This is a genomic window from Kitasatospora sp. NPDC024654 (assembly GCF_055559155.1).
The window spans coordinates 1-18,056 of record NZ_JBVHLF010000002.1 but is presented as its reverse complement, the minus strand read 5'-3'; the positions used below and the strand labels follow the sequence as shown (position 1 = coordinate 18,056).

At 73.2% G+C, this 18,056-nt stretch carries 18 protein-coding genes and 1 pseudogene; 12 read left to right on the top strand and 7 right to left on the bottom strand.

Features of this window, described 5'->3' with window-relative positions; genetic code table 11:
* Positions 1 to 162: 162 nt before the first annotated feature.
* The gene (locus tag ACZ38L_RS01315; protein ID WP_465688063.1) at positions 163 to 789 is read right to left on the bottom strand and encodes a TetR/AcrR family transcriptional regulator; all 627 of its coding nucleotides are present in this window, start codon (positions 787 to 789) and stop codon (positions 163 to 165) included.
* A 119-nt stretch (positions 790 to 908) separates the two neighbouring features.
* Here ACZ38L_RS01315 and ACZ38L_RS01310 point away from each other — a divergent pair, with 119 nt between their 5' ends.
* The gene (locus ACZ38L_RS01310; RefSeq protein ID WP_465688061.1) at positions 909 to 1,370 is read left to right on the top strand and encodes a cupin domain-containing protein; all 462 of its coding nucleotides are present in this window, start codon (positions 909 to 911) and stop codon (positions 1,368 to 1,370) included.
* Between the two features lie 120 nt (positions 1,371 to 1,490).
* Here ACZ38L_RS01310 and ACZ38L_RS01305 read toward each other — a convergent pair whose 3' ends face one another.
* Entirely contained in the window at positions 1,491 to 1,685 is a 195-nt protein-coding gene (locus ACZ38L_RS01305) for an antitoxin (protein WP_396559486.1), read from the bottom strand.
* A gap of 194 nt (positions 1,686 to 1,879) precedes the next feature.
* Between ACZ38L_RS01305 and ACZ38L_RS01300 the strand changes: the two genes are divergently transcribed.
* From ACZ38L_RS01300 to ACZ38L_RS01280, 5 genes are all read left to right on the top strand, one after another.
* Positions 1,880 to 2,812, top strand: a complete 933-nt coding sequence (locus ACZ38L_RS01300) for an NADP-dependent oxidoreductase (protein WP_465688058.1) — start codon at positions 1,880 to 1,882, stop codon at positions 2,810 to 2,812.
* 139 nt (positions 2,813 to 2,951) lie between these two features.
* Complete coding sequence (locus ACZ38L_RS01295) at positions 2,952 to 3,179, top strand: hypothetical protein (protein WP_465688056.1); 228 nt, start codon at positions 2,952 to 2,954, stop codon at positions 3,177 to 3,179.
* Entirely contained in the window at positions 3,179 to 3,442 is a 264-nt protein-coding gene (locus ACZ38L_RS01290) for a hypothetical protein (protein WP_465688055.1), read from the top strand. The genes ACZ38L_RS01295 and ACZ38L_RS01290 overlap by 1 nt, the downstream gene beginning before the upstream one ends.
* Positions 3,443 to 4,076: 634 nt before the next feature.
* Positions 4,077 to 4,469 carry an aggregation-promoting factor C-terminal-like domain-containing protein gene (locus ACZ38L_RS01285; RefSeq protein WP_465688053.1) on the top strand — a complete coding sequence of 131 codons (393 nt, stop codon included), beginning with the start codon at positions 4,077 to 4,079 and terminating at the stop codon, positions 4,467 to 4,469.
* Positions 4,470 to 4,630: 161 nt separating this feature from the next.
* Entirely contained in the window at positions 4,631 to 4,837 is a 207-nt protein-coding gene (locus tag ACZ38L_RS01280) for a hypothetical protein (RefSeq protein ID WP_465688051.1), read from the top strand.
* 121 nt (positions 4,838 to 4,958) lie between these two features.
* Here the strand turns inward: ACZ38L_RS01280 and ACZ38L_RS01275 are convergent, their stop codons facing one another.
* Complete coding sequence (locus tag ACZ38L_RS01275; RefSeq protein WP_465688049.1) at positions 4,959 to 5,252, bottom strand: hypothetical protein; 294 nt, start codon at positions 5,250 to 5,252, stop codon at positions 4,959 to 4,961.
* A 415-nt stretch (positions 5,253 to 5,667) separates the two neighbouring features.
* On the opposite strand from ACZ38L_RS01275, the gene ACZ38L_RS01270 reads away from it, so the two are divergent.
* On the top strand, positions 5,668 to 6,231 hold the full coding sequence (locus tag ACZ38L_RS01270; protein WP_465688047.1) for a hypothetical protein: 564 nt from the start codon (positions 5,668 to 5,670) through the stop codon (positions 6,229 to 6,231).
* 123 nt (positions 6,232 to 6,354) lie between these two features.
* Complete coding sequence (locus ACZ38L_RS01265; RefSeq protein WP_465688045.1) at positions 6,355 to 10,947, top strand: HAD-IC family P-type ATPase; 4,593 nt, start codon at positions 6,355 to 6,357, stop codon at positions 10,945 to 10,947.
* Positions 10,948 to 11,127: 180 nt separating this feature from the next.
* On the opposite strand, the gene ACZ38L_RS01260 is transcribed toward ACZ38L_RS01265, so the two are convergent.
* A complete protein-coding gene (locus ACZ38L_RS01260) occupies positions 11,128 to 11,502 on the bottom strand; it encodes an SAV_915 family protein (RefSeq protein WP_465688043.1) in 375 nt (124 codons plus the stop codon).
* Positions 11,503 to 11,906: 404 nt separating this feature from the next.
* On the opposite strand from ACZ38L_RS01260, the gene ACZ38L_RS01255 reads away from it, so the two are divergent.
* The 3 genes from ACZ38L_RS01255 (at position 11,907) to ACZ38L_RS01245 (ending at position 14,503) form a co-directional block, all read left to right on the top strand.
* A complete protein-coding gene (locus tag ACZ38L_RS01255) occupies positions 11,907 to 12,116 on the top strand; it encodes a hypothetical protein (RefSeq protein WP_465688041.1) in 210 nt (69 codons plus the stop codon).
* A 58-nt stretch (positions 12,117 to 12,174) separates the two neighbouring features.
* Positions 12,175 to 13,536 (top strand): diaminopimelate decarboxylase, encoded by a 1,362-nt coding sequence (gene lysA / locus ACZ38L_RS01250; protein WP_465688039.1) that lies wholly within the window; start codon positions 12,175 to 12,177, stop codon positions 13,534 to 13,536.
* Positions 13,537 to 13,996: 460 nt separating this feature from the next.
* Positions 13,997 to 14,503: a hypothetical protein gene (locus ACZ38L_RS01245; protein ID WP_465688037.1), complete on the top strand. Its 507-nt coding sequence runs from the start codon at positions 13,997 to 13,999 to the stop codon at positions 14,501 to 14,503.
* 9 nt (positions 14,504 to 14,512) lie between these two features.
* On the opposite strand, the pseudogene ACZ38L_RS01240 reads toward ACZ38L_RS01245, so the two are convergent.
* The 3 genes and pseudogenes from ACZ38L_RS01240 to tnpC form a co-directional block, all read right to left on the bottom strand.
* Positions 14,513 to 14,803, bottom strand: a pseudogene (locus ACZ38L_RS01240) (NF041680 family putative transposase); the annotation flags it as partial.
* A 32-nt stretch (positions 14,804 to 14,835) separates the two neighbouring features.
* Positions 14,836 to 14,961, bottom strand: a complete 126-nt coding sequence (locus ACZ38L_RS01235; RefSeq protein WP_465688425.1) for an IS3 family transposase — start codon at positions 14,959 to 14,961, stop codon at positions 14,836 to 14,838.
* A gap of 18 nt (positions 14,962 to 14,979) precedes the next feature.
* Positions 14,980 to 16,425 (bottom strand): IS66 family transposase, encoded by a 1,446-nt coding sequence (gene tnpC, locus ACZ38L_RS01230; RefSeq protein ID WP_465688035.1) that lies wholly within the window; start codon positions 16,423 to 16,425, stop codon positions 14,980 to 14,982.
* A 409-nt stretch (positions 16,426 to 16,834) separates the two neighbouring features.
* Here tnpC and ACZ38L_RS01225 point away from each other — a divergent pair, with 409 nt between their 5' ends.
* On the top strand, positions 16,835 to 17,485 hold the full coding sequence (locus ACZ38L_RS01225; RefSeq protein ID WP_465688033.1) for a Type 1 glutamine amidotransferase-like domain-containing protein: 651 nt from the start codon (positions 16,835 to 16,837) through the stop codon (positions 17,483 to 17,485).
* The last annotated feature ends 571 nt before the right edge of the window (positions 17,486 to 18,056 follow it).

Below are 18,056 nucleotides of genomic sequence, written 5' to 3'. Positions count from 1 at the left end.
ACGCCCCCCCCCCCCCCCCCCCCCCCCCCCCCCCCCCCCCCCCCCCCCCCCCCCCCCCCCCCCCCCCCCCCCCCCCCCCCCCCCCCCCCCCCGCTTCGACGTACCGGGACGAGGCACCGGGGTCGAACCGCGCCTCCGCGGGAGCGGCTTCGCGCGCGGGCGTCAGGCGGCGGACGCGTCGTCGCTGAAGGCGGCCCTGGTGAGGGTGGTCGCCGCTCCCACCGCGCTGGCGATCGCGTCGTCGAGCGCCAGGCCGCACAGGTCGGTCAGCACGAACAGGGCCTCGGCGCTGATCACGACCGCGAGTCGCTGCTTCAGTCGGGTCATCGCGGCCGGGGAGAGGGAGGTCGGTCCCCCGGCGTCCTGGAAGGGCGCCAGCGCGTGGTCGATCAGGTCGAAGCGGAGGCCGGGGCGGGCCTGCGAGCGGGTGGGCGTCGTGATCGTGTGGGAGATCATCGCGCGCACCGAGCCCTGGTAGGCGTGCACGCCGCGCATCAGGAACTCGCAGGCGAAGGCGACGCGCTCGACCGGATCGGCCGACTCGGCGACCGGCGCGAGGGCCTCCGCCGTGTCCGGCCACAGACCGACCAGGGACTCCTGCAGCAGCGAGACCAGGTCGGGGAAGTAGCGGTACGCGGTGGCCTCGGAGACCAGGGCGGCCCGCGCGACCTGCGGCATGGTGATCTCGGCGCCGGAGCGGGTGAGCTCCCGGCAGGCGTCGACGATCGCCTTGCGCGTCCTGGCCTTCTGGTTCGTGCGCCCGGTGGCGACCTCAACGGCCATCGGCATGCGACCTCTTTCATTGGCGACGGCGGAATCTCTGTATGAGAGTACTCTTGCAGCAAGCGTACAAGCCGGCTATCTTTACGAGAGATAACTCTCATGAGATGACCCGGAACGGAGACGCCATGGCCGAGGTTTCGATCGTCGCCCCCGGTGGTGGCGAGATCGTCCGCTTGGGGCCCATGACCATGCGGATCCTGGAGGACGGCAGCACCACCGGCCACCGCCTGGGAATCGGCGAGATCACCGTCGCCCCGCACACCGAAGGCCCACCCCAACACCGGCACGCCCGGCACGACGAGGGCTTCTACGTCGTCTCCGGCACGGCCAGGTTCACGGTCGGCGACACCACGCACGACGCGCCGGCCGGCACCCTGGCGATGATCCCGCCGGGCGCCCCGCACACCTTCGCCAACCCCGCGGACGAGCCGCTGGTGCTGCTGAACACCTTCACGCCCGACCTGTACGTGCAGTACTTCCGCGACCTGCGGGAGATGATCGAGCAGGGTGGGACACTGACCCCCGAGGCGACCGTGCGGGTCATGAGCGGGTACGCCACCGAGCCGGCCACCGACTACGTCGGCTGACCGGCGCCGGCACTCCGCCGCCCGACGCGTGCGCCGCCCGAGGAGCCCGGCCGCACGGAGCCCGGCCGTACGCCGGGGGCGACGGGCGGCGGCCCCCGGCGATCGTCGGGGGCGGGTGGGTCAGGGCTGCGGCGGACCGTCCTGTTCCGGATTCGTGCCGAACCGTCCCTTGAGCTTCTCCTGGGCGGTGTCGACCTGGCTGCTGTACTTGTCCTGGGTCCTCTCGTCGACGAAGTCGCCCGCCTTGTCGATCCCCTTGGAGGCCTGGTCCTCGTGGCCCTTCAGCATCTGCTTGAGCTTGTCCAGCATGGACATGGGCGTTCTCCTCACCGGGTTGGCCCCCGCCTTCCCAGGTTCCCCGTCCACTTCGCATCCCGCATCTCCGCGCGCGCCACGGCCAGTCCGGTGCCGGCGGCCACCTTGTCGAGCGGCGCCCCTCGCGTGTCGAACTCCCGGCCGCGGGGCGGGAGATACCAGGGACGGCACCCCCACCCCGTGAGGAGAGGCCGATGGACGGACTCCGAACCCGCGCGGTCCGCTTCGACCGCTACGGCGGCACCGACGTCCGCTGCGTCGCCGACGTGCCGCGGCCCGTACCCGGTCCGGGCGAGGTCCTCGTCGAGGTCCGCGCGGCGGGCATCAATCCCGGAGAGGCCGCGATCCGGACCGGCGCGCTGCACGAGCGGTGGCCGGCCACCTTCCCCTCCGGGCAGGGGAGTGACCTGGCCGGAGTCGTCGCCTCGCTCGGCGAGGGTGTGCGCGACCTCGCAGTCGGGGACGAGGTGGCGGGCTTCTCCTGGCGACGTTCCAGTCAGGCCACCCACGTCACCGTCCCTGTCGGTCAACTCGTCCTCAAGCCACCGCGGTTGAGCTGGGAGGTGGCCGGCTCGCTCTACGTCGCCGGGTGCACCGGGTACGCCGCCGTCCGGGCCGTGGACCCCGAGCCGGGCGAGACCGTCGCCGTCTCGGCCGCCGCCGGTGGGGTCGGCACGTTCGTCGTGCAGCTGTTGGCCGCGCGGGGCGTCCGCGTGCTGGGCATCGCCTCGCCCGCCAACGACGCCTGGCTCACCGCGCACGGCGCCGTCCCGGTCCACTACGGCGACGGCCTGGCCGCGCGCCTGACGGCCGCGGCACCCGACGGCGTCGACGCCTTCATCGACCTGTTCGGTCCGGAGTACGTCCAACTCGCCGCCGACCTCGGGATCCCGCCGCGCCGGATCGAGACCGTCATCGCCTTCGAGAAGGCGATGGAGCTCGGCGCCCGGACCGAGGGCAGCCAGGACGCCTCCACCCGTGAGGTCCTCGGCGAGATGGCGAAGTTGGTGGCGGACGGCACCATCGAGGTTCCGATCGCCGCGAGTTACCCGCTCGATCAGGTCGCCGAGGCGTTCGCGCGGCTCGAGCAGCGCCACACCCGGGGGAAGATCGTGCTCCTCCCCTGACCGGTGCGGCACCGGGGGCCGGGGGAGGGGTGGAACCCGCCACTCCGGGAGTGCGACGGCCGCGCCGCGCCGCCGAGTTGGGACGCGGACCCCGGTCGGACGCTACGGTGGACGCCAACGTCACACCCAGGAGCGCGAGATGAACGACCAGCCGTCCGCCCCCGAGCGCCGGCCGCTGACCGTCGAGGCCGCCGCGGCGCTGCGCGAGTACGCGGCCGGACAGCGGGCCCGGACCGAGCGCTTCACCGAGGTCCTCGAGGACATCGCGGCCAACGGCCTGCCCCGCGCCGAGGACTGCACCCCCTGGGAGACGATCCGGGACCGCCGCCTGGCCGAGATCGCCGGCCGGCGGGGCCACGCGGCCTGATGACCGGTCAGCACCGGCGCGCGCAGATCGCCTTCACCCAGCTCGCCGAGCAGCAGATCAACCGGATCACCGATCCGGGGGAGATCCACGCCCTCGACCGTGCGCTGGCCGCGCTGAGCGTCGACCCCGCGATGGGCGCGCCGATCGCCGCCACGACGCCCGAACTGCGCGAGTACGCGGACGCCGTCGACGCCGTCCGCCTGGTCTACTACGTCACCGCGCTGCGCACGGTGGTCGTCGTGGCCTACCTCGAGACGGGCTGACGGGCACCGCGCCGAGGGCGTTCCGCGCGCTGTCGGGGCCGAGATCGGGCGCGCGGCGCCGTGCTCGTTCCGGGCCGTGAGCATGCGGCCCCTATATGTGAAACAACCCTGGCTGCGCAAGGGTGCAAGAACTGCCAAACGGGACATAGGGCGCATGTTGCCGAGTGATGCTGCACACACCCCCGATGGGGTCCACTACGGTGCATAGTCGTCCCGCTCGGGAGGTTTAGCGGCCATCTGGCGCGAGTACCCGCGATCCTCGCTTCCGATGCCGCGCAGGCTGTCGCCGCTCACCGTATCCGTGCAGGTCAGGAGCCTGATCCCGGGGGTCGGAAAAATTTTCCAAGGGGGAGGTTTCAGCTCGGGGGTCGCGGGTACTTCCGGCGCCCCTCGGGGGGCCGCGTGGGGGTTCGGCTACGACCGGGCGTCGTAATCCGGTGTGTTCTGGGTCTCTTGGAACCGGCTCCGGTGCCCGCTAACAATGACTTCGTCGTCGCGACACGTTGGTCCCCCCGACCCGGGTCGCAAACGGTGCACATCCACTGCACCTCGACCCGCGCTCGGAGAGTGACCCCGCAAGGGCCGCGCATCCCACTCCAGGCGTGGCTTCCTGTCCCCCGACCTAGGACCGCACTTGTCTATTTCGTTCACCACTCGCCTGCGCAAGTCTGCTGCTGTCGTCGTCACCGCCGCCGGTATCGCCGCCATCGGTGCCACGATCGCCCCCACTGCCGCCTCTGCCGCCACCCCGCAGCAGATCGCCGCCAGCATCGTCCCGGCCAACCAGCTGGCCTCCTTCAGCAACATCATTTCGCACGAGAGTGGTTGGAACGTCACCGCCACCAACCCCAGCAGCGGTTCCTACGGCCTCGGCCAGGCCCTGCCGGCCGACAAGATGGCCTCTGCCGGTGCGGACTGGAAGACCAACCCCGCCACCCAGATCAAGTGGGCTTACGACTACATGAACTCCCGTTACGGCAGCCCGAACGCTGCCTGGGCGTTCTGGGCCGCCCATCACTGGTACTAAGCCGACAGCTGGACGCGGCTCGTGAAGGGTCCCGGTGCATCGCACCGGGACCCTTCACGCGTGGTGCAACTCGGTTCCGTTGCAGGGCGGTTCGCCTTCCTCGCCGCTCCCGGGTCGGCTTCGTCCAGGTCCTCACCGCCCAGCTCCGCGGCGCCACGGGCGTGGACGCGCCGCGCGGCTGTGTGTTGCGCCGGATCGACGCCCGGGGCACGGACGAGCGGACCATGGACTTGGCCGACGACTGGTACGACGTACTGACCGGCGTGTTCCGGCGGGACCTGACCGACGTCGACGTCCCCGCGCGGGCGGAGTTGTGGCACCGGGTCAACACCGCGCACCAGGTGTGGGAGGCCGCGGGGCGGTGGTGACGGGTGCCCCGTGGGGGACCGGCTCTCCGCGCGGTGCGGCCCTGCGCGGGGTGGTCCGAAGGCGTTCCGCGGGCAACGCCCTCTCGTCCGCGGGGTCCCGGTCCCTCACCCGCGGTGACGTTCACCGGGTCGTACGTGGAGCGGACCCCTGTTCGCGCCGGTCGAGCGCCTGGTGGGTCAGTCGGGCGGCGAAGGGCAGGGCCAGTTGGGCGATCGCCCCCGCGCCGAAGGCGCTGGCGGCGCTGCTCGCCACCGGTTCCGCGTAGGCCAGGGCCCGCCGCAGCATGCCGGGAGCGGACTCCTGCACGCGGCGCGCCGCGGGGAGTAGCAGGTCGAGCAGGGGAAGATCGGGGACGGGGACCGTCAGCGTCCGGTCCGTCGCGTCGGGGCGCGGCCAGGTCAGTTCGATGCGCACGGTCGGAGCTGCCTCTTCCGGGTTCGGGTCGATCGCCCGCGGCTGCACGTCCCGTGGTCCCCGCACACCCGGGGTCCGCTTCGGACGGTGAGCCAGGGCGGGTGGGATGTCGGTCAGTGGGTGTGGGAGCCGCGACCGGCCGGGGGCGGGCGGGTGGGCCCGGGGACCGGTTCTGGATCCGGCCGGGGACTCATCCCCCTCACCCCCCTCGCGGCCAGGACGCCGAACGGGTGCCAGTGGGGCGGAACCGGCGGGGGTCCGCGCACGCGCTTCACCCATCGAGATGCCGGCTCTGTCGACAATTGTCCGGATTGGGTTACCTTGTCAACGAGATCTGACTAACACCAGATGAACGGGAAGCGGCCGGCTCACGACGGGCGGCGCGCCCTGCCCCGGAGTGGCGATCGGAGTAGTCATGAGTGACAGTGCCGGCACATCCCCCGCGTCCGCACCCCGGGGAGGCTCCTCGAAGGTGCTGCTGCACCCGGTCGGGGCGGTGACCTCGGCGGTGCGCCAGGTGCCCGGCGCTTCCGTCGTCAAGGAGGTCTTCGACGGGGTGTTGGACACGGTCGGTGTCGTGTCACCGCGCACCAGGCGGGTCGCGGCGTACGCGGGTGCCGGCCTGTTGGGCGCGGCGGGGCTGGTCGAGTGGCCGGTGGTGGTGGCGGGCGCGGCAGTCGTGTGGCTGACCCAGCCGCGGGCCCGGAGCGGTGAGAACACCGCGGCCCAGCCGGTCCGGAAGGCGAGCGGCGCGGCCCAACCGGCCCGGAGGCCGGCGGCCAAGGCCCGCGCGGACCGGCCGAGGACGAAGTCGGCGACCGGCACCGCCAAGACCGCCAAGCCCAAGACTGCCAAGCCCAAGACCGCCAAGCCCAGGACCACCAAGCCGTCGGCGGCGAAGTCGACGGCACGGTCGACCAGGACCCGTGCGACGACCTCCGCGACCGGGCGTCGTGCGACGGGTGCACGCCAAAGCTGAGCGCGCTCTTCCGCCGCGGGCGGGCAGGAGTCCTGACCCGGCCGCACGGCATGTCCGACCGCGGGTGCGACCGCCGACTCCGCGTCCCCGGCCCCGGCGGGGCACCACCCGTGAAGGTGAGACATGGTTCTGGGATTGCTGACCCGGCTGCCCGCAGCGGGGCTCGACCTCGCGCTGACGGCGCCCTCCGCGTTGGTGCGCCGGGCTCTCCCGGCGGCCGGCACCGCCGTCCGGATCGCGGTCGATGCCGCGAGCGACACCGCGGGCACCACGGCGCGTGGTGCCGCGGCACTGTCGGCCAAGGCGGTGTTGATGGGCAGGGTCGCCCGGAACGCCGTGACACCCGGCCTGGGGTACTGGCACGCCGGAACCCGTGTGCACCTGCCGCTCCGACCCGATCCGGCCGCCACCGGGCGCGGCGTGCGCCGGGTGGAGACCGCCGCGAAGCGGGTGGCGGCGGTCCTGGCGGACCACCCCGACGTGGTGGTCGCCTACTGGGACGGCGGCCTGGCGCGGCTGGTCGTGCAACTGACCGAGGGCGCGCTCACGGACCAGGTGGTGTCCGAGGCGACCGAGCTGGCCGTCGGACAGGGGCTGGAACGCCCCGACGAGCAGGTGCTGGAGCGCGTGCACCCGGGGCACCCCGGGGGCGTGCGCTCCGCGGCGATCGCGCTCGCCTGCGACGCGGCGGGTATCGCCGCCGCGGTCAGCTCGCGGACGGTCCGTCCGAAGAACTCGTCGCGGCTGGCCACCGCCGTGGTCACGCTGTTGCGCGAGGACTCGCGGGTGCGGGCGGTGCTGCGCCGCCGGCTCGGCACCCCCGGCGCCGATCTGGTGCTGGCCGCGGCCAACGCGGCCGCCCACGGTATCGGGCAGTCGCCCGCCACCCTGCTGCTCGACGCGGCGCTGCGAGCCGGCCAGCTGGCGGAGGCGTTCGCCCGGGCCGTCGCGTTCGACACGGCTCACGACGCCGTCTGCGCGCCGGGACGGCTGAGCCTGGCCGACGGTCAGGTCGCCCGTCCGCCGATCCGGCCGAACCCGGGCGAGGAGTACGCGGACCAGGCGGTCGCCGCGAGCCTGGTCAGCGCCGCCGCGACGCTGCTGTTCACCCGCGACGTCCACGAGGCGGCCGAGGCGGTGCTGGCCGGCTCCCCCAAGGCCGCCCGCTACGGTCCGGCGGCCTTCACGGCGGCCCTGGGCACCGCCCTGGCCCGCGAGGGAGTGCTGGTCCGCGACACCGAACGGCTGCGGCAGCTGGAGCTCGTCGACACCGTGGTGCTGCACTCCGAAGCGCTGCGCAGTACCCGGCGAACGGTGCTGGAGGCGAATCCCAGCGCGGCCGGCTGGGAGCGCGACCGGCTGTGGCGCGTCGCGTCGGCGGCACTGTGGCCGGCCGAGCCGGGGACGGAACCGTCCGGGGAACCGTCAGTCCGACTCCGCCCGGTCCCTGATGAGGGGTCGTCGGCGACCGGGCTGATGATCGCGTCGCTGCGCGGCCAGGACGTCGGCACCGTACTCGTCGGCTGGGAGGTCGACCCGCTCGCCGAGGCCGCCCTGGACGCGGCCCGCCGGGCCGGTCTGTACGTGGTGGTGGTGGACGACGGCTCGCTCGGTGACTTCGGCGCGTTGGCGGACGAACGCGTCGGAGCGGACCAGCCGTTGGCCGAGGTGGTGCGCCGCCTGCGGGACAGCCGCCGGGTGGTGCTCACCGTGGCGCGCGTCCCGGACGACCGCGCGGGTTCGGGACGGCGGATGAGCGCGCACGCCCGCGAGGTCCTCGAGGGGTTGCTGCGCAGCGACATCGCCGTCTCGCTCACCGACGACCGCAGCGCGGTGGTGTGGGGCGCGGACGTCCTGCCGCTGCACGGGTTACGGGGAGTATGGCGACTGCTGGCCGCCGTACCTGCCGCGCGGACGGTCGGCCGGCACGCGAAGACCTTCGCCGAGGCCGGCGCCGCGCTGTCCGGCCTGCTGGTGGTCACCCGGGGCTCCCGGCCGCGACGTTCCGCCTTTCCGGCCGGGAGCCGACTCAGCCCGGTGAACGCCGCCGCTGCCGCCTCCCTCGCCTCGGGGTGGCGCGCCGCTCTGCTCGTCACCGCTCGCGACACGCCCCGTCCGAGGCCCCGGGTGCCCTGGCACGCCCTACAGCCCCGGGAGACGCTGTCGCGGCTGAGAGCCACCAGGCGCGCCGCACCCGCCGCCTCGCAGACCGTACGGAAGGCCGTCGGCCGGACCACGGGCCGGGCGGCGCGACTGCCGGTCTTCACACCGGTCCGCCTGACGGTCCGCCTGCTCGCCGCCGTCCGAGCCGAACTCGACGATCCGCTCACACCGGTGCTGATGGTCGGTGCCATCGCCTCCGCCCTGCTCGGGTCCACCGTGGACGCCCTGTTGGTCGCCGGTGCGATGGGCGTGAACGCGACGGTGGGCGGGGTGCAGCGGCTGCGCGCCGAACGGGCCCTGTCCGCACTGGTGGTGGGGCAGCGTCAGACGGCCCGGCGGGTCAGCGGTGCCGGTCGCGGACGGGCGACCACCGTCGAGGCCTCGCGGCTGACACCCGGCGAGGTCATCGAGCTCCACACCGGCGACGTCGTACCGGCGGACGCCCGGCTGCTGGAGGTCGACGGCCTGGAGGTGGACGAGTCATCGCTGACCGGCGAGTCGCTGCCGGCCGGCAAACAACTGGACGCGACACCACGGGCGGCCGTGGCCGACCGCCACTGCATGGTGTTCGAGGGCACGACGGTGGTCGCCGGGCGTGGCCGGGCCGTCGTCGTGGGCACCGGGGACGAGACCGAAGCCGGGCGGGCGGCCCACCTCGCCGCGCACCTCCCGACGGCGCCCGGCGTCCAGGCGCGGCTGCGCGAACTGACCAACCGGGTACTGCCGTTCACCCTCGCCGGAGGCGCCGCCGTGACCGGCCTGTCGCTGCTCCGCGGCCGACCGGTGCGCGAGGCCGTCCAGGGCGGACTGGCGGTAGCGGTCGCCGCCGTGCCCGAAGGACTCCCCCTGGTGGCGACGGTCGCGCAGCTGGCGGCGGCCCGTCGGCTCGGCCGGCGCGGCGTCCTGGTGCGCACCCCGCGCACCCTGGAGGCACTGGGCCGGATGAACACCATCTGCTTCGACAAGACCGGCACGCTCACCGAGAACCACCTGCGGGTGGTCCGGGTCGCCACCTCGAAGGGGACCACACACCCGACCGACGCTCCCGAGGCGGCACCGGTCCTGCGGGCCGCCGCCCGCGCCTGCCCCCACATCGCGGACGACACGGGGATCCACGCCCACGCCACCGACGAGGCCGTCCTGGCGGCGGCGCCGGACGACCCGGAGTGGACACCGGTCGGCGCGCTGCCCTTCGCGGCCAGCCGGGGATACGCGTCCGCGGTGGGAACCGACGCCGAAGGCGCCCAGCTGCTGCTCGTGAAGGGAGCGCCGGAAGTCGTGCTGCTCGGCTGTCCGGACGCCGGGGTGGACGCCGCCGCCACGGCGGAGTCGCTGGCCGGGCAGGGACTGCGGGTGCTGGCCGTCGCGGTGCGCCGGCTGGTGGGCGAGCACGGGGACGAGGTGCTGGGCAAGCCGCTGGAGGCACTGGAACTCCTCGGATTCGTCGGGCTGGCCGACACCCCGCGCCCCAGCTCCGCCCCACTGGTGGCCGGCCTGCGCCGGTCCGGCGTCCGGCCCGTCATGCTCACCGGCGACCACCCGCACACGGCCCACGCGGTGGCGGTCGCCCTGGGCTGGCCCGAGGACGTCACCGTGGTCACCGGCGACGAACTCGCCGCCGCGGACCGGGCCGACCGAATCCGCCTGCTGCGCGACTGCGGGGTCGTGGCCCGGGTCGCGCCGGAGCAGAAGCTGCTGGTCGTCGAGACGCTCCAGGAAGCCGGACAGGTCGTGGCCATGGTCGGGGACGGCTCGAACGACGCCGCCGCCATCCGCGCCGCCGCCGTCGGGATCGGCATCGCCGCCCGAGGGTCGGCCGCGGCCCGCAACGCCGCGGACCTGGTGCTCACCACCGACGACCTGACCGTGCTGATCGACGCCGTCGCCGAGGGCCGGGCGCTCTGGCACAGCGTGGCGGACGCGATCAGCGTGCTGATCGGCGGCAACGCCGGGGAGATCGGGTTCTCCGTGCTCGGTGCGCTGCTGTCCGGGACCTCACCGCTCTCCACCCGTCAGCTGCTGCTGGTCAACCTCCTCACCGACATGTTCCCGGCGATGGCGGTGGCGGTCACTCCCCGGGACGAGGAACCGACCGGAGAAGCCTCCGAGCCGGTGGGTACCGCGCCCGTCGGCACCGCGGTGCTCGGCGAGCCGTTGACCCGCCGGATCCGCCAACGCGGCGTGGTCACCGGACTCGGTGCGACCACCGCCTGGCTGATCGGCACCGTCACACCGGGCTCCACGCGGCGCACCAGCACGATGGCGCTGTGCGGTGTGGTCGGCGCACAGCTCACGCAGACCGCCGTCGGACGGCACCGCAGCCCGCTGGTACTGGTCACCGTGCTCGGGTCCGCCGCCGCCCTGGTCAGCCTCGTCCAGACACCGGTGGTCAGCCACTTCTTCGGCTGCACTCCGCTGGGCCCGGTGGCCTGGGTGGGCGTCGCGGCCGCCATCGGCGTCGCGGCGCTGGGCCCGCGGTTCGTGCCCCCGGTCGAACAACTGCTGTCCGACCTCGGGTCACGTCTGCGCCCGGAGGCACGGGTCGTGCGCTGACACCCCGGCCGGGTCCGCGGCCGGCGCCAGGGGAAACCGGACCGTGAGCGTTCGTGGTGCATTCCGGAGCGGTGCGGGCGGGCCCGGGGTCACAGGGACGTCCGGACGCGGAGGATTGCCTCCGGGCAGTCGCGCGGGGAAGGGCACGCGGCGGCCCGGAGGGGTCTGTGGGGTGCGCGGTCAGGCGGCGCGGGCCGGGCTGGGGCGCAGTGGGGCGCCGCACCAGGACGGGGAGGTGTGTTCGGCCCGCTCGTCCGGCAGCGGCGTCGGCGCGGGGGCGGCCAGTTGCGGGTCGACGGTGAGCGCGGTGATGCCCAGGGGTTCGGTGAGGGCGCGCAGGGCGGGCTCGGCGAGCGCGATCCAGGGCTGGGCGGGGCTGAGCACGGCGGCGAGCCGCTGCTCGGTGGTGAAGGCGACGGCGGTGCGGTCGCCGAGCGGTGTGCGGAAGACGCGGACGGCGTGGCCCAGCGGACCCGACCGGACGGGCACCAGCAGGTGTCCGGCCGGGACGGGTTCGGACGGCTCAGGGTCTTCGCAGGTCTGACGTCGGTTCATGGTGTTGCCTCCACGCGGGTGCGGGTGCGGGTGCGGGTGCGGGTGCGGGCCGGGTCCGCGCCGTGGTCCGGAGGGCCGGGGAGAGGTCCCGGGTCGCCGGGGCGCAGCAGCGACGCTATCCCCGCTGGCCCGGCGGCGCCTGCCGGTCCTGACAACTCCTTGATCCCGAAGTCCGATGTCCTGACATGGCGTTGACGCCCGCCCGGATCCACCTGCCGCGGGCGCGCGCCGGGCGCCGTCCCCCATTCGGCCCAGTGCGCGTCAAGGTGCCGTCAAGGACGGCGGGGTGCGCGTAGGCCACGCGTCAAGGACGGGTGCGATCGATCAACGCCGGGTCTCCACTGGAGCAGCGGGCGGCAGAGTCCCGGAGGCCCGCCCCGTGATCCGGAAGGAAGCGATCCACCATGGCCATAACCCAGCTCACCGCCCCCGTCGAGCCGGCGTTCCGCCGTCAGCTGGACGACGCGCCGGTGCGCCGGCCGTCGCAGTGGGTCGTGCTCACCACCCGGACGGACCGGCCCGAGGAGGACGGCGACCAGCCGGGCGCCGCCTCGGTGGCTGAGCGGCGCACGGCGCCGGTGCACTGTCGGATCGCCATGCAGTACCTGGACTGACCCGGCCCCCGCCCCCGCCGCGCCCCCGCACGTCCGCCCCGAACAGGAGTGCCTCGTCATGACCACGCTGTCCGCCGTTCCCGCCGGCCGTCCCCTCGAACACCTGGCCCCCACCGGCAACCCGCTCGGCAGCCCCTGGCCCGCCTCGGCCCGCCCGGGGCCCGGCGGGGACGTGCTGATCAGCGGCGTCGGTCTGGCCGAGGCAGCCGACCGCTTCGGCACCCCGCTGTACGTGCTGGACGAGGCCGAGGTACGGGCCCGCGCCCGGGCCTACCGCCGGGCCCTGCCGCAAGCCGAGGTGCTCTACGCCGCGAAGGCCTTCCTGTGCAGCGCGATGGCCGACTGGGTCGCCGAGGAGGGCCTCGGCCTGGACGTCTGCTCAGTCGGCGAGCTGCGGCTGGCCGCCGGGGCCGGCTTCCCGCCCGAGCGGATCCTGCTGCACGGCAACGCCAAGAGCCCGGAGGAGCTGCGGCTGGCCCGGCGGCTGCGGGTCGGCCGGATCGTCGTCGATGGGCTCGGCGAGATCCCCCGGCTGGCCGCGCTGTCCGTCGTGGACGCCCCGCAGCGGGTGCTGATCCGGGTCGTGCCGGGCGTCGAGGCCGGTCACCACGCGGCGGTCCGTACCGGTGTCGACGGGCAGAAGTTCGGCTTCCGGATCGCCGGCGGGGAGGCCGCCGAGGCGATCGGCCGCACCCTCGCCCAGCCCGGCCTGGTCCTGGTCGGCCTGCACTGCCACCTGGGCTCGCAGATCGACTCGGTCGAGCCCTACCTGGCCGCCGTCGACCGGCTGGTCGAGCTGCTGGCCGAGATCCGTGACCGGCACGGCGTGCAGCTGCCCGAGCTGGACCTCGGCGGCGGGCACGGTGTGCGCTACCTCCCCGGGGACGCGGAGCTGACCCCGGCCGAGCTCGGCCCCCAGGTGACCGACCGCCTCGCCGCGCGCTGCGCCGAGCACGGTCTCGCCGTCCCACGGCTGCTGGTCGAGCCGGGCCGGGCGATCGCCGCGCCGGCCGCGGTGGCGGTCTACCGGGTGCTGTCGGTGAAGCACTCCGCCGACGGCCGGGTCTTCGCCGCGGTGGACGGCGGCATGAGCGACAACCCGCGTCCGGCCCTGTACGGCTCCCGGTACGACATCCGGCCGGTCGGCCGGAGCTCCGACGTGCCGCCCACCGCCATCGACGTGGTAGGCCGGCACTGCGAGGCCGGTGACGTACTGGTGCGCGACGCGCGGCTGCCGGGCGACCTGCGGCCGGGCGATCTGCTGGCGGTCCCGGCCGCGGGCGCGTACCAACTGTCGATGGCCTCCGGGTACAACGTCGTGGGCCGCCCGGCCGTGGTCGCCGTCCGCGACGACCGGGCCCGGTTGCTGATCCGCCGGGAGACGGTCGAGGACTTCCGGGCCCGTGAGGTCGGCCGCTGACTTGGCGTTCAACCTCGCAGGTCACCCGACCTGCTGATCGGAGGCGGCCGTTCTCCACGCTTCGAGTCCCCACTCGAGCCAACGGCGCGCCGGCCCTGGTGCTCTACCTGCCCGATCCGCACGCGCCGATCTGGCACGCAAACGGCCTGATCGTGCTCGCGCTGCGCGGCGACCAGATCCAGGCGATGACGGTTCCCGGACTCGAACGTGCTTACGCGCGGGGGAACTCGAGGACTTTGCCGCGGGACCGACCAGCGCGGTCTTGGTCAGACCGGCTGACCGCTTGCCACCGACGGGCGAAAGCACTTGCCGACATCAAGGCGGGAGTACACCTCTTGTCAGTCCACGGCTGAATCGGCATTATTTTCGTTTGGACTACCGGCCCCGGGCTCCGGTGGAATCCTCCGTGCGCGCGACACTGTTGCACCGACCGTGCATGACAAGAAAGGGTTTACCGAGCATGCGTACCTCTTCGCGTCGAACGGCCCGCCTCATCAAGGTGTCCTTCCTAGGGCTGGTCACGACGTCGCTGCTGGCCCTCGGAACGGCCGCGCCGGCTTCGGCCGCCTCCGGGATCACCTGGCGGAACGGCCTGTACAACCACGACTACTTCCTTCAGTCGGACGGCTATGAGGCGCAGCCCTCCCTAGCCTACGCGGGTAACTCCGCCCAGTCGTTCTGGACCGACATCGAGAACAGCGACGGCACCTGGAACGAAGTCGACTGGGCGGGCTACTGCCTGACCGGCTACGGCCGCACCGTCGAGACGATGCCCTGCAACTCCGCGAAGGACGCCACCGACGGGCACATGCGGTGGCGCGAGATCAACATGGGCTCCGGGAACGGCTGGAAGCTGCAGAACGTCCTCAGCGGCTACTACCTGGACTGGACTGGAACCAGCCCCGACGCCGGCACGGTCTACCTTCACGACGGCGACGCGGGGAACCCGAACGAGCGCTGGTACTGAGCTTGACGTTTATAGTCGGCGGGTTTGGTGTCCCTTGATCGACTCGGCCCGTTTGACCGTCTTGCCGACGTCGTGGCGCTTGGCCCGGTGCTTGTTCTTCGAGCCCGGGGGCCGTCCCGGGCCCGGCCGGGACGGTTTCGGCGCGGCCGCCGGGCAGGCCGCCGTCACTCGGATGTCGCGAAACCCGCGCCGGACTCGGGCGGGGGTGAGGCGGCGGGGTTCGGCCGCTGGTCGCTCCCAGGGGCGGCGAACGTCTTCGGCGAGCGGGCGGGCGAGGCGGAGCTGGGTGTGGGTGGCGATTGAGGTGACCCCCGGAACGTGGACACAGGGGTTCATGCTGCGTGTGAGAGTCTAGCGTGCGTGTGGTGTTGCTGTTCGAACTCGATCGGTGAGAGGTAGGACAGCGTGCTGTGGCGACGGCGGGCGTTGTAGTAGGTCAGCCACTGGAAGATCTCCAGTCGTGACTGGTTTGGTGGTCAGGCCGGGGTGGGGATCCAGGCGCCTCGGCCGTCGAAGAGCCGGGTGATGGCGTCGAGCAGGTTGTGGCCCTGTTTGGCGGCGGTGGACAGGTAGCCGCGCACGGCGAAGAAGCGCTCGGCGCCGAGTGCCGTGCGCCAGCCGCCGGAGATCTTCTGCTGGATCTTGGCCATCCGGATGGCCTGCTCGCTCGTGTTGTTGTCGAACGGGACGCGCCAGTCGAAGGCGAACCGCAGGACCTGGTCGCGTTCCGCGTCGAGGCGGTCGAGCAGGTTCGCGGCCTTCGACCGCTTGCGTCGCGGGTCGCCGGGGGCGCGGGCCGGGTGCAGGATCCGTCCGGCGGCGGTGATCTCCTCGTAGCGGGCCGCGAGGCGTTCGAGCACGTCCACGGTGAAGCCGGTGGCATGCGGGTGGGAGGCCTGGATGGTCTTGATCTCGTTCCAGGTGTCCACCAGCAGCGTGGCCAGCTCTTCGGCCCAGTCCTCGGGGTGGCCGGCGGGCGCGTTCTCCACGACGGCGGCCAGTTCGCGCAGGTGGTGGGCGTTGCGCAGGGCGTGGACCGCGTCGGTGTAGGTCTTGTAGGGCTTCCAGCCGTCGTGGATCGCGACGCCGGTGAAGTACGGCAGGACGCCCATGGCCTCGAACGCCTGCGCGCCGCGCTTGGCGTGGACCTGGTACAGCGTCAGCGAACGGGTGCGGGCGGTGTGCACCCAGCAGGTGCGGCCGGCGATCCGGGTGCCGGTCTCGTCGAAGCCGACCACCTCGCGCTGCGTCAGCTGCTGTCGCACGGCCTCGGTGTGCGGGGGCACCGCGTCGGCGGCCTGACCGGCCCACCCGAGCAGGGTCGCGGTAACGACCTCGGCGCCCAGGCAGTCGGCCAGCAGTTCGGCGCACCGCTCGTAGGGCAAGTGCTGTCGGGTGAGCAGGTAGACCGCCAGGCCCTTCAGCCGGGGCCCGTACTGGGCTGGTGCGGCGGGGGCGGCGGACGGTGCGGCGGCGGTGATCCGCCCGCAGGCGCAGCGGCGGCGTTCGATGCGGTGCTCGGTCACCCGCAGGCGGATCTCGGGCAGGTCGAAGACCTGCCGCCGCTCGATGGAGACCACCTGTGCCGCGGTCAGGTCGCCCGCGCAGCCCAGGCAGGCGGCCGGGGCGTGGACCTCGACCGCGTCCGGGTCCGCGACCTGCATCAGCGCGCCCCCGGCACCGCCGCGGGGCTTGCCCGGGCCCCGGCCCGACGGCCTGCGCAGCGACGCAGGCCGCGCCAGCCCGTCACTGGACGGCGGCTTGGAGGAGTTCTTCGAGTTCATCCCCAGACGGCGCTTGAGCTCGGCGTTCTCCGCCCGCAGCTCGGCGATCTCCGCCCGAGCGGCCGCCAGCTCGCTCCGCAACTCACCGACGAGCGCAACCAGTTCCGCGTAGCTCGGCAGCGGCGGGATCTCGGACACAGGACCCAATGATCAACGAGTTGGACGCCAAGATCAACTCAGTGCGCCAGGACCACCAAACCAGTCACGTCCAAACAAGCTCCCCCCGCTGCGGTTCCCCGGGATTGTGCCTCGCTCACGGCAGAGGGTCCATCGGATTTCGGAACGGCTCCAGGGACTCCTGGGAGCGCTTCCTCCCAGGATTGGTGACGGGTCCGCACCACCCGGAGCGTGGTCGTATGACCGGGAGCGAGGCCCTTTTGCGTCCCTGCAGTCGCTCGTCGCCGCGTTCGCCGCCGGCAAGAACCTCGTCGACGAGGCCGCGACCCGCTCGGCGGTCAGCGAGGTGATCGACTGACAGCGGCACGGCCCCGGCTCTCGCATCAGAAAGCGAGGGCGTGATCCCACCCGCGACAACTAGGGTCATCCGATGCGTATGTATCTCTCGTCGTTTCGCATGGGCGACCGCCCGGACCGGCTGCTCGCCCTGCTGGGCGAACCCGGCCCGGCCGAGGTCGCCGTGATCGCCAATGCCATGGACGCCCAGCCAGCGGACGAACGCCTGGCTGGGGTGGCACGCGAAGTCGATGCGCTCACCGCGCTCGGGTTGCAGCCGGTCGAACTCGACCTGCGCGAGTTCTACGACCAGCCCGAGGACGCCGTCAGGGCCGCGCTCGCCCGGTTCCCCGTGGTCTGGTTGCGTGGCGGAAACGTGTTCATGCTGCGTTACGCGCTCGCCCGCAGCGGCGCGGACGCGGCGCTGACCACGCTGCTGCGACGGGACGCGGTGATCTATGCCGGCTACAGCGCAGGCCCCTGTGTGCTCGCGCCCAGCCTGCGCGGACTGGACTACTGCGACGACCCGCAGGTAGTCACCGACACCTACGGCGACCCGGTGGTCTGGGACGGGCTGGGCATCCTCGACTACGCCGTGGTGCCCCACATCGACTCCCCAGACCACTACGGGACGGAGGCTCTTGGGGTCGTCGCGGCCAACTACCGTGCGGACGGGACCCCCCACATCACCCTGCGCGACGGGCAGGCCCTCGTGATCGACGGTGAGGACACGGACATCTACTGACCGGCACCTTGCCGACGAACGACGACACTCCGTGATGAACACCCCGTCGGAACCACCCCCGGCGGGGTGTTCTCGTCTCACAACGTCGGCACGCTGAACGCCTGCTTCGTGGGGATTTTCAGCGTCGGGCAACAACCATGCCGCCCGGAGAGATGTGTTCGCTGGACCAGGTCCGGCAGCACCTGCCGTCGCCCGACCTGACTGAGGCTGGCGGCCTGTGGGCGCGGAGTGGAGTGGCGGCCGCGGGGATGGTGGGAGCGGCCGGGCGGCGACGGCGGTGGCGCCTGGTGGAGGGAGTCGTCATGCCGCAGGCTCTGCCCGCGTCACCGCACCGCCGAACCCCGCTACCACCCCAACGGAGCACGTCGGCCGTTTCTAACCGGCCGCTGATGCGATGAAGGGGCGGGGCCTCCGCTCCTCGTGGGCTCCCCGGTGCCGGGGTCGACACTGGGGTTGTTCACGCCACAACGACGAAGGAGGCCCCTGTGCGTGCAGAGTACGCCGGGCGGCAGTACGTCGGCATCGACTTGCATCGCCGCCGTTCAGTGATCGTGAGGCAGACCGAGCAGGG